Genomic DNA, 12,031 nt, shown 5'->3' with positions numbered 1-12,031 from the left:
TTGCGCATCCTACAGGGTAGAATTTATACACCCTGGACTATTAATCGGAAATTCTTGCTTTTTCCAATTTTATATACTGGCGCTGGAATTAGCTAAGTTTTCCACCGCTATTTTAAGATTTTCGACAAGGGCTAAATGATAATCGGTGAAAAGCCGATCGCCCGTAACGTTCTAACCCCAATTTATGTTTAGCTGTACCATATCCTTTGTTATTTGTCAAGTCATATTCAGGATACTTAATAGCCATCCGCAGAATTAATTCATCGCGCCAAACTTTCGCCACAATACTAGCAGCAGCAATCTGAATCGATCGCGCATCACCCTTGATCATCGTCTCTTGCTCGATCGACAAATTGGGAATCCTTTGATTTCCGTCAACCAAACACAAATCAGGAGTTACACTCAGCTTAAGAATCGCCCGCTTCATCGCCAACAAAGAAGCCTGCAAAATATTGAGGCGATCGATCTCCCGCACCGAAGCCGCACCAATTTGACAGTCAACAGCCACAGCCCGGATTTTCATAGCTAACCGAATCCGGGCTGTGGCACTCAACTGCTTGCTGTCGCGCACCCCGCAACTTGCTAATTCATCGAGAACTTCGTCGGGCAAAATGCAGGCGGCAGCCACCACCGGCCCAAACAAAGCCCCTCGTCCGACTTCATCCACACCTGCAATTACCAGAGTTTTCGAGGGAGAGGGGAAAAGGGGAAGATGGAAAGATGGGAAGAGAGTAAAAATTTCTACTTCTTCCTTCTTCCCTCTTCCCTCTGACTTCTTCCTTCTTCCCTCTGACTTCATATCACTCATCCACAGCGGCTGACGAGCGGCGGCGGCGGCGACGGTTGATAGCAGGCTCCTCGGGTTCGCTGGGTTCGCTGGGTTCGCTGGGTTCGCTGGGTTCGCTGGGTTCGCTGGGTGTGATCGGCTCATAGGATTCGATCGGCTCATAGGATTCGATCGGCTCATAGGATTCGATCGGCTCATAAGATTCGATCGGCTCATAGGATTCGATCGGCTCATAGGATTCGCCCATCACATCGCTCGGTTCCTCCATCCGATCAAAATCATCAGTTTGGTCGATCAAACTCTCGCCATAAATTGGGGCCTCATCATCCTCAGAAAATACTGGCTCACCTACCGGCATTTCTGGATAATAATCCCGTTCCTGAGCATTCTCAGCAGGCGCCGTCGCTTCAAATTCAAATTCGAGCTGCTCGAAAGGCGGCTTGTTCGGGGCCGCTCCGGGGAGAGTCACCGAAACGATCGCATTCTTAGGATTTTTCACGCTGCGATCAGTAAGCACCAAAGGAGAAACCCCCATCAGAGCATAAACATCCTGCTCCTCCGCCGTCATTTCCACCGAAATCACCTCCGGAGGCTCCACCATCGGCTTCATCAACTCAGACTTAGCCGGACGCACGCGATCGAAATCCTCGCGCCTGCCAACAGTCGCCATATTCACCAGCCCGAAGCCCTCCGAAGCTGCCCGGATGCCCGGGGGTGCCAGATACTCAGATCTCGTCTCCACGACGGGCGCGCTCGGAGTATTCGGCAGCCGCAACTTGCTGCGCACTGGTTCCTCCTCCACCGGGACGGCAAAAGGCTCTTCACCAATCCGGCGGCGGCGGCGTCGTCTGGTTCCGTTCCCCAAATCCTGATAGCTGGGATGGTTGAGCAAGTCCAAAGGCGAGGCGTTGCTGCCGGTTTCAAAATCCAAACTTTCGCTCTGACTCTGAGGTTCCCAAGCAGCCCGAGCAGGTTCGGGGGGGCGTTCTTCCCGCACTGGTGCAGGAGTTGCAGCCGCCACAGGCGTCAAGCTGCGGCGTTCCAATCCTTCGGGCAAATTCAACAAAAGGCGGTTCGACGTAGCAACAGTGCGATCGCCCGATTCCCGCACCGCTGCGGCGAAGTCTTCTTCCCCAGGCAAGTGCACCAGATGACCCAACCCGCTGCAAGTAGGACAACTGTGGCCGAACAACTCGTAAATATTTTGACCTTGGCGCTTGCGAGTGAGTTCTACCAGTCCCAATTCCGAAAGTTGAGCGATTTGCGGCCGAGCTTTGTCAGCTTTGAGAGCTTTATTGAAATGTTCCAGCACCTGCAACTGATCGCGGCGGGATTCCATATCGATAAAGTCAACAATAATCACCCCGGCAATATTGCGCAATCGCAGTTGTCTAGCAATTTCCGTTGCTGCTTCGCAATTTGTCCAGAGTACCGTTTCCCGAGCCGTAGCCGATCGAGTAAACGAGCCAGAGTTGACATCGATCACCGTCAGCGCCTCAGTCGGCTCGATAATCACATAACCACCCGAAGGCAAATCCACCCTCGGTCTGAGGGCTTCTCGAATCGCAGCATTAACGCGGAAAAATTCTAAAATCGAGGCGCGCTCTCGGTGGTGGTCGATCAAAACTCCCGCAGGCAGTTTACCGCCGTTCCAGCTCATCAACTGCTGCTTCACCCGCTTAATTCCATTTTGCGAGTCCACCACAATCCGATTCACGTCACCGCTGAACATATCTCGCAGCACCCGCTGGATAAAATCGTCATCGCGGTTGAGTAGTGCCGGCGCCCGCGAGGTACCACCTTCGAGTTGAACTGCTTCCCACTGTTTTTGCAGCACTTCCAAATCTTCCATGATGGCTTCTTCAGTCATCCCTTCAGCTTCGGTGCGTACCAGCAGCCCCATCCCGGCCGGTTTCACCAAAATAGCCAGGGCTCTGAGGCGGTTGCGCTCGACTTCCGACTTGATCCGCCGTGAGAGATTGACTCCCCTGCCGTAGGGCATCAGTACCAAATAGCGGCCCGGCAGGGTAATGTTGCCTGTCAGCCGGGGGCCTTTGCTGCCCGTCGGTTCTTTCATTACCTGTACCACCACTTTCTGCTGGGGGGTCAGGAGTTCTGTAATTGCTCCTGCCGAGCGTTTAAGGCGCAGCGGGCCGAGGTCTGTTACGTGCATGAACCCGTTACGTTCTGGGTCGCCAATATTGACGAAAGCCGCATCTATCCCAGGGAGTACATTTTCAACAATTCCCAAGTAAATGTCACTGACTTGGTGGCTGCCTGTGGCTACCACAAGTTCTTGGATTTGATCTTCTGAAAAGACGGCAGCAATGCGATGCTGCTCTGCTATAACTATCTGCTTTGTCATTCAATTTCCTCAAAAAACTGGCAGCAAGTTAGAGACACTTACGCACTCATAGTGCCTCTGACTTAGACTGTAATTAGTAGTAGCTTGAAGAGTTATTAGCTGTGAGTTGGTGCAGGGTGGAAGGAAAGTTCACTGTTAACTGTTCACTGTTAACTGTTCACTGTTCACTGTTAACTGTTACAGATAAAATAGTTAAACCCGCCCGTACAGAGTTATGAGTTATGCTCACCAGATAAATCTGAGAGATAGAAATAAGGAGGCTTTTATCGAGTTAGCAATATTGAGATTTGAGTTGACAATTGCGAAATCAATACTCAAAATTCAACACTTACAACTCTTCCTTTGAACGAGCGCGAATAAATTCATTGACACCGTACCAATTTCTTAACACACAACTTAACACTACGAACTGATAACTCCGCTTGCGTGGTGATTGAGGGCTGGTTTTGAGGGAAAGTAGGTAGGAGTGAAAGCGCCTAGACTTTTGTTGAATTCTTGTGCGATCGCACTCAACACACCCCAGCTTGGCATTCGACTGCAACCTCTGCCCCTGCCAACCCTAAAACCTCGTCAGTCGATTTTAGATTTTAAATTTTAGATTTTAGATTTACTCCACAGATGAATTTAGGAGATTGAAATTTAGTCTAAAATCTAAAATTTTGGTTTTCCACGAATTAAGTCGGGGGCTTATTTCTGTTTTTTGACGGGTCAGTCGATTTTAGATTTTAAATTTTAGATTTTAGGTTTTAGATTTACTCCACAGATGAATCTGGGAGATTGAACTAAAGTATAAAATCTAAAATTTTTGGTTCTTCACGACTTAAGTCGGGGGCTTATCTCCGTTTTTTGACGGGTCAGTCGATTTTAGATTTTAGGTTTTAGATTTTAGATTTACTCCAAAGATGAATCTGGGAGCTGGAACTTTAATCTAAAATCTAAAATTTTTGGTTCTCCACGACTTAAGTCGGGGGCTTATCTCCGTTTTTTGACCCGCCAAAAACATCTATTGTTGAATACCCGTTCTGCGGTTTGAACCGTGAGATTTTTGAATAAGCCGACCACCGACAACCAGTCGATCGATCGAAATTAATCGCTAAATTTGGTTCAGACCCCGCTCCTGCGGGTTTGGCGCTAGATTTAGCCCGTGAATGTACAACAAAAAGGCTTGAAGTCTTGAACAGAAGCAATTTGCACCCAGCCCGCGTTGCTGGTTGACGAGGGCGGCGAGCGACTAAAGCGCTCGAGCCGCCGCGGCTTCCATAACAAGCGATTATAGCGTGAAACGACACATCCCGATCGAGAGCCGAAGGTGAAATATTCCACCACGGCTTCCCTATCTTAACCATACCCCAGGATTAGCTGACTACGCTGAACCTGTAGAAGCTGAATTTCCTGCTGGCTGACTTGTTCGAGCATGAACACAATATGTTCTGGCTTTAGCAAGTTGCCATCGCTGCGACAACTGCCGGTAAAGCGCAAGACGGCTCTACCTTCGGATGTAGCACTCTTAGCAGAGGTGCTGTCTGGTTTCTGCTCTACAAGTTCTAGTTTGTGCAGCCGATCGCGTAAATTGACATCCTTCGTCTTTCCCGACTTAGTAGTATGCACCCGCCAAAAAGCCTCGGTTTCGGCGATCGTCTTAACCCAAGCTTCCCAGTTGGCATCAGGAGCCACGGAGACAGGAGCAGAATTTTCCTGGTCTAATGCACCATTTTCTGTCAGCGAACCCCCTACAGCCACAGTAATCACGTACTCCGCTGCTTCTAACAACTGGTTAGCAGAAGGAGCCTTGAGATCGATCGACTCAACCTTGTAAATCGGAATATTTTCCGGCAGCTTAGCGGCCAACTTTTCCCGAAAACTCTCAATATCGATCGACTCAGTGAGCTCAAAGTCAGCAATTTCCCCAGTGCTGGTAACACCCAGAGGCAGAGCATTTGCGAGAGAAATCCGAGGGTTCGGGTGAAACCCGCCGGTAAACGAAATCGGCAAATCGGCTCTGCGGACTACTCGATCGAACAATCGGATCAAATCCAAATGACCAACCAAAGCCATATCGCCCACCTTCCCGAACCAAACCCGAAAACGCTGTTTCCGCTCCGTATTCGGGACAAACTCCCCAGCAAACTCAGGAATTGGCAGCGCATCCACAACCACATTGTGTCCGAAATCAGTGCCACAAACCCCGCAGCGCGAACACCCTTCAAAGGAACAGTCGGGAACCGTCGCTGCTTCTAAAGCCTTTTGCAAATCAATTTTCAGCCAGTTTTTGTCGATCCCCGTATCTAAATGATCCCAAGGCAGGGCCTGATCGAGAGATAGAGAGGGGGAGGGGGAGAGGGGGAGAGGGGGAGAATTGGAAAAATCTTCCTTGATTTCTCTTCCTTCTTCCTTCTCCCTTCTTCCGACAGACATCGGACTGACATCCGTTACATCCGTTAGAGAATCCGTTGCCGAACTTCCTTCTTCCTTCTCCTCATCCTTATCAAAAAGATTCCACTCGCCGCTTTCGACTTGGCGGTATTTCCAGGTAAGGCCCGACTCATCGATCGCCTGAGTCCAAGCTTTATATGCCTTATCCAAGCTTTCCCACCACGCATCCATACCCGCGCCAAGTTCCCAAGCGCGGCGGACTACAGCAGCCAAACGTCGATCGCCCCGTCCGACAAAATCCTCCATTGCCGAAATCCGCACATCAGTGTAATTCACCTTGACGCCCCGCATTCCCCGAAACTCTTCCTTCAGGAGTTTTTGCTTGCGGGAAAACTCAGCAGTAGAAACCGAGTGCCACTGAAAAGGAGTGTGAGGCTTAGGCGTAAAATTAGAAATTGTCAAGTTAAAAGTGAGTCCCCGCCTGCCATCGATCCTGCATTCCCTGTGCAGCCAGCGGACTGTTTCGGCGATGCCGAGAACATCAAAATCTGTTTCTCCGGGCAAACCGATCATAAAATACAGCTTGATTTTATCCCAGCCGCGATCGACCGCAGTTTTGACACCCCGAAGCAATTCTTCGTTGGTCAAACCTTTGTTAACGATGTCGCGCATTCGCTGAGTACCAGCTTCTGGGGCAAAAGTCAAACCGCCTTGTCGCGTACCGCCGAGAATGTCGGCAATATTATCGTCAAATCTGTCAACCCGCTGGCTGGGTAGAGACAGAGAAATATTTTTATCTTTCAGGCGATTTTTGATTTCCATCCCAACTGCTGGGAGTGCCAGATAATCGGAACAACTCAGGGAAAGCAGGGAAAACTCGCTGTGCCCGGTGGCTTGCATCCCCTGTTCGATCGCCTCTACGACTTGCTGCGGTTCGACATCGCGCGCGGGGCGAGTCAGCATTCCCGGCTGACAGAAGCGACAGCCGCGGGTGCATCCCCGGCGGATTTCTACTGTCAATCTGTCGTGTACTGTCTGGACGTAGGGAACCAGGCCGATCGAATAAGCTGGTATGGGAGTTGCCACGCGGCGCAGAATTCGTTCTGGAACTTGCGGGCGGTTGGGATGAACAGAACCGTCGGCCGCCATATCGTAGAATTGCGGGACGTAGACGCCTGGAATTTGCGCTAAATCCAGCAGCAATGCTTCTCGGCTCAAATTATTTGTTTTGCCTTCTGCCAAAATCAAGCCAATTTCTGGCAGCAACTCTTCTCCATCACCCAAAGCGATGAAGTCAAAAAAGTCTGCGTAGGGTTCTGGGTTGGAAGTTGCCGTTTGCCCGCCAGCAAAAATCAGCGGAATTTCAACACCGTTTTGGGAATTTGTTGCTCTTTCTTGCCAAGTTAGGGGAATGCCGGCTAAATCGAGCATTTCCAGAATGTTTGTGGCTCCGAGTTCGTAGCTGAGGCTGAAGCCCAGAATATCAAATTCTGTGAGCGATCGCCTCGATTCTACGGCAAACAGCGGAGTTTTGGTCGATCGCAGTTTTGCTGCCAAATCTGGTGCGGGCAAATAAGCTCGATCGCACAACTGTCTCGGCCCTGCGTTCAAAATGTTGTAAAGGATGATGTGCCCCAGATTGGAAGCACCAACTTCATAAACTTCTGGGTAAGTGAGAACCCAGCGCACCAACGCCCCGTCCCAAGGCTTGTGCGTAGATCCCAATTCGTTTCCCAGATAACGAGCAGGCTGATTAATGTCTGCTGTAAGTAATTCTTCGACTTTTACTGCCACGGCTCGACTCGCTAAATATTTGCGACTCTTAAGCAGCCTACCTTAAAATCTGCCAACACGCCAACGACAGTAGTCTGTCTTTTCGGGCATTTAACCGAATTTGCTGTGTTTTGTTGCCTGTTAGCGTCGATGAGGAGGTTCTATCAGTGTTGTTTTACGCAGGAGTTTTGGGCATCAAAGCTATCGACATTTTCAAATATCTCAAAAACTCGATCGAGTTGGCTGAGTTCCAGAATCATCTTAATCCCGGGGGATACTGAGCAAAGACTAAACCTGCGCCCCATTTTTTTCGCCTGCTTCAGGCCCGAAACCAATGCCATCAAACCGGCACTGTCAATAAATTTTACTGCGCCCAAATCTACGAGTACCGCTACAACCCCGGGGGCTGCAATTGCTGTCATGAGTTGCCGTCCGAATTCTCCGCAGGTGGCTGCATTCAGGTGGTCTAGGGGTCGAATCACCGTAATTGGTTTATGGGCAAGAAGTGTCTGCATATGTCAAACCTATGGTTGCTACGTACTTTCAACTACTGTGCTGGACAGATGTAAGCCTAAACCTACTTGATTACTCTGAGCCTAACTTGCTCTGAGCGAAATCGACCAGTTGTTTTCAGTAATTTTACTGAATCTTTATTTATTGACTCTTTTTTATAAAATTTTGTGCAAGATTTGCGAAGGAAACGTAAGCTACTATACTATTTTTTATTTATGCGGGCGGGTTTAGTCTTGAGAATTCTAAAAAATGCGATCGACTGTCCCCTGGCTGTTAGATAAAAGTGAATAATGTAATTGAAATCACTTGTTAGTTCTGATTTAGATCACGCGCGTGATCGACTGTTCAGATAATAATGAAATTGTACGGAGTTCTCCGAGCTACTATGCAAGCAACCTATGCTATTCGTCATCTTGTAGAAAAAGCCCTCTACATTAAGCAGTTAACGCCTGACATTGAAAACGAAATCAACTACGAGCTCACCCGTTTGGGCTACATCTCGGATATTGATTATGAGGCTTTAGAGTTATTAATGGATGAAATGGATGCCGGTCGGGTGCAACTGGTATCTAGTCGATAGTTGAAACCAGGGCCCAGAAAAATCCAAGAGCGACACACAATCCTTGTAGGGCGGGAAATAGAGGAGTGCGAGAAGCATTGACCCCGACATGACTTTTTTCAATTGAAGCACGTATTTACTGAACTTGATATTTGAGGAGATACAGTTAAGGACGATCGTCCCTGCAACTCATACAGTTTTAGATTTTAGATTTTAAATTTTAGATTTTAGATTTTAGAAGTCGGACTACTGATGATGATCAGGGTTGGGAACTTTTCTACAGTTGCATTCCTTTTAGAAACTGCTATCAGTATCAAAAATTACCAACTTTGAGGCTAATTAAATTTATAACTGTTGGGGCTTGACAAGTTAGCTAGAGTTCTGATTCCTACCAAGAAAAACGTTGTTCTGCCGAATTTTCCGATCGCTCGAATGCAAGAAAAATGATTTGTAGTTACGACATCCGTCATCGCGGAGTCAATCTAAAATCTAAAATCTAAAATCTTTGAGCGCGCCGCCAAACTTGCCACCACCGCCACCAACTCAGCAGGCTCGATCGGCTTGGGCACGTAAATTTGAAAACCTTGCTGCAGTGCCCGTATTCGTTCCTCTACCCTACCAACCGCCGTGAACGCCAACGCCGGAATTTCCCTGTCCACCATCCGCGATCGCACTTGCCGCAGCAGAGCCTCTCCGTCAAGGGCCTGTATCCCGATATCGATCGCCAACACATCCGGATTCAGCCTTTCAATCGCCTCCATGGCAGCCATTCCAGAGTTAGCAGTCTCCACCTGGGCCCCGCAATCTTCGAGCACTGTACACGCAAAATCCAGGGAATCCGCGTCAATATCGACCACCAATACCCGCACTCCAGAAAGATTGGTGCTGACAAAAGACTCCTTTACAGGGGCTCGCGCCTTGCTTTGAGGAATCGCAACCTCACCGAGTGGGGCAACAGAAAATCCGCCGTCGCAATGAAGCTGTTGAATTGGCAATCTCACTAAAAACCTCGAGCCTTCTCCCTTCCCGGCAGATTCGGCTTGCACCGTCCCTCCGTGCATTTCCACAAAATGCCGCACTAGGGCCAAGCCCAAACCCAATCCGTTGTACGATCGCCTTGTAGAGCTGTCAGCTTGGCTGAACCGCTCGAAAACGTGCGGCAAAAACTCTTCTGAAATCCCTTGTCCCGTGTCACTAACCTCAATTTCGACACTAGCGTGCGACAAATTTTTACAGCAAGCGGATTCGTCACTGGCAAAAGTCCTCTCCATCTTTCGCACCGCCACCCTCACCTGTCCGCCATCGGGAGTAAACTTAATCGCATTCGACAGCAAATTCCACGCTACCTGCTGCAAGCGACCGGAATCGGCAAAAATCCGTCCTGCCGTTGGGTCGAAATCCGTCACAATTTCAATATTTTTGGCGGCAATCGCGGGCGCGAGAGTATCGATCGCAGCCTCAACAGTCGAAATCACATCCACCCACCGCAAATTCAGCGACAGTTTCCCGGTAATAATCTGTGACACGTCCAGTAAATCCTCGATCAGAGTTGCCAGCGCTCGTGTATTGCGGTCGATCGTTTCCAGAGCCCGAACAGTCGTTTTTTCGTCAAACTTGCGGTTTCGCAGCAGTTGTGCCCATCCCAGCATCGCATTCAGCGGCGTCCGCAATTCGTGGGACAAAGTTCCTAGAAACTCGTCTTTAATCCGGTTCGCCCGCGCCAATTCCTCGGCTCGATCGTGCAGTTCTCTTTCCAACTGCTTGCCAACCGTTAAATCGAGAATAAAACCCACAGATTCTTGCCGCTTTTGCGCCAGCAAAACATATCCGATCAACACCGGAATCCGGCTACCGTCTCTCCTCCAAAATTCCTTTTCGTAGGGAGTGCAAGCCCCCGTTGCTTGTGCCTCTGCCATCCCCTTCTTGTCGAGAGACTGGTACTCCGGCGGCGTGATGTCAATCGAGTTTAATTCACCGCGCTGCAACTGTTCCCGCGTGTAACCAACTATCCGCAAAAATTCATCGTTGGCCTCGATGATACCGCCGTTAACATCCCCGAAGATAATTCCTATCAAGTTAGCTTCGGCTAACATTCTCAGCTTTTCTTCGCTCGCTTGGAGTGCAGCTTCTGTTTGCTTACGATCGGTAACGTCTTGGATGTAACCCGACAAACCAGAATCAGAAGGATAAAAACGCATCTTCAACCACTTATTCCATAACGGTACGAATTCTTCATACTCGACCGTTACCTTTTCTGCTAATGCTTTGGTCGCCATTTTGTAAAACTGTAAATCCACAGCCCAGGGAAATATATCCCACATTTTTTTACCAATCAGTTCTGCTTGGGGTCTGCCTAACAGCTCAATAGCTTGGTGGTTGAGATAGGTATAGTTCCAATTTAAATCAACAGCGATAAAAGCATCGGTAATGCTTTCGAGAATGTTAGTAATTTTATCGTTTGCCGATTGCAGCGCTTTAGCTGTTTCTTCTGCTTGCAACCTCGCTGCTTGTTCGCGGGACAAAGCGGCAGCGCGTTCTTGTTCTGCCTGTTTTCGATCGCTAATATCGATGTAAGAACCGATGTAACCTGCAAAAGTGCGATCGGGTCTGTACCGGGGTACGCCTGTACCCAAAACCCAGCGGTATTCCCCGTCATAGCGTCTCAGTCGGCATTCGAGCCGGTACTCGCTGCCAGCGTGGAAGGCTTTTTGGTAAATATCCAGACATTCTGGCAAGTCATCAGGGTGCAAGTTTTCCATCCAACCCGTGCCCATTTCTTGCGCTAAAGTTCTACCGGTAAACTCCAGCCAAACTTTGTTAAAGTAATCGCCAAGTTGGTCAGTGCCCGACATCCAAATCATCACCGGCGCGGTATCTGCCATGATCCGAAATCGAGCTTCGCTCTCCTGCTGCTGTGCTTCGGCTTGCTTGCGCTCGTTCCGTTCTTGAACTTCCCGCAGGGCCCGCTCAATCGACGGCACCAGCCGTATCAAACGGCGTTTGAGAACATAATCAGTAGCGCCGCTTTTCAAAGTTTCAATCGCCACTTCCTCACCCAAAGTAGCCGAAACAAAAATAAACGGCACTCCCGGACAAGTAGTGTGGGCAATTTCCAGCGCAGCTATCCCGTTAAAACAAGGCAGCATATAATCTGCCAAAATAATGTCAAAACGTTGTTTTTCCAGTGCCGTGGCAAAGTCTTCTCGAGTTTCCACACACACCAGAGAAAATTGGAGTCCGCCATCCATTAGATATGCCTCAATCAGTTCGGCATCTAGGGGGCTGTCTTCTACTAAGAGGATACTGAGCGTTTTCACAAAAATTCCTTTTACTTAAATATTAATTAGCGGACACAAAATTTGATTGGGCTGCGGCTGGTTCAGTGAAGCCCAAAAAAGTCTTGCGTTTTTAATGGCATAAAAAAATGTAAAAATCAATTGGTTTCATGAGTTGAGCATTCATATCTCAATCCTAGCTTCTAATCAAGTCTATTGCTGCTTGCAGCGAGGTAAATCCCCGCTCTGACTTGAGCGGCTAGTACGCTTGTTTTTCCTTAACTTTCCTCGGCTTCCAAGAAATCGGCATCGCTGGAGTCTTGCTTCTATGCAGCAGTTTAGCTATACCCTGTTAAACAAATAGTGTCGCACTTCTGGCTAGAAAC

Annotated in this window: 7 protein-coding genes; 1 reads left to right on the top strand and 6 read right to left on the bottom strand. The window is 48.8% G+C overall.

What is annotated here, in order from left to right; translation table 11 throughout:
* Nucleotides 1-112: 112 nt before the first annotated feature.
* The 5 genes from QUA24_RS04485 to QUA24_RS04465 form a co-directional block, all read right to left on the bottom strand.
* Nucleotides 113-799 carry a ribonuclease HII gene (locus QUA24_RS04485; protein ID WP_333227740.1) on the bottom strand — a complete coding sequence of 229 codons (687 nt, stop codon included), beginning with the start codon at nucleotides 797-799 and terminating at the stop codon, nucleotides 113-115.
* Nucleotide 800: 1 nt separating this feature from the next.
* Nucleotides 801-3,152, bottom strand: coding sequence for an Rne/Rng family ribonuclease (locus QUA24_RS04480; protein ID WP_333227549.1), 2,352 nt, complete (start codon nucleotides 3,150-3,152; stop codon nucleotides 801-803).
* A 402-nt stretch (nucleotides 3,153-3,554) separates the two neighbouring features.
* Complete coding sequence (locus tag QUA24_RS04475; RefSeq protein ID WP_333227547.1) at nucleotides 3,555-3,683, bottom strand: hypothetical protein; 129 nt, start codon at nucleotides 3,681-3,683, stop codon at nucleotides 3,555-3,557.
* Nucleotides 3,684-4,490: 807 nt separating this feature from the next.
* Nucleotides 4,491-7,319, bottom strand: coding sequence for a TIGR03960 family B12-binding radical SAM protein (locus QUA24_RS04470; RefSeq protein ID WP_333227545.1), 2,829 nt, complete (start codon nucleotides 7,317-7,319; stop codon nucleotides 4,491-4,493).
* Nucleotides 7,320-7,462: 143 nt separating this feature from the next.
* Nucleotides 7,463-7,813, bottom strand: a complete 351-nt coding sequence (locus QUA24_RS04465; protein ID WP_333227543.1) for an STAS domain-containing protein — start codon at nucleotides 7,811-7,813, stop codon at nucleotides 7,463-7,465.
* Between the two features lie 383 nt (nucleotides 7,814-8,196).
* Between QUA24_RS04465 and QUA24_RS04460 the strand changes: the two genes are divergently transcribed.
* Nucleotides 8,197-8,391 (top strand): hypothetical protein, encoded by a 195-nt coding sequence (locus QUA24_RS04460; protein ID WP_193975465.1) that lies wholly within the window; start codon nucleotides 8,197-8,199, stop codon nucleotides 8,389-8,391.
* A 461-nt stretch (nucleotides 8,392-8,852) separates the two neighbouring features.
* Here the strand turns inward: QUA24_RS04460 and QUA24_RS04455 are convergent, their stop codons facing one another.
* Nucleotides 8,853-11,687: a PAS domain S-box protein gene (locus QUA24_RS04455; RefSeq protein WP_333227541.1), complete on the bottom strand. Its 2,835-nt coding sequence runs from the start codon at nucleotides 11,685-11,687 to the stop codon at nucleotides 8,853-8,855.
* Nucleotides 11,688-12,031 lie beyond the last annotated feature (344 nt).

Source organism: Microcoleus sp. Pol12B5, from assembly GCF_036701335.1.
Lineage (GTDB): Bacteria > Cyanobacteriota > Cyanobacteriia > Cyanobacteriales > Microcoleaceae > Microcoleus.
This window is presented reverse-complemented; position numbering and strand designations above follow the sequence as displayed.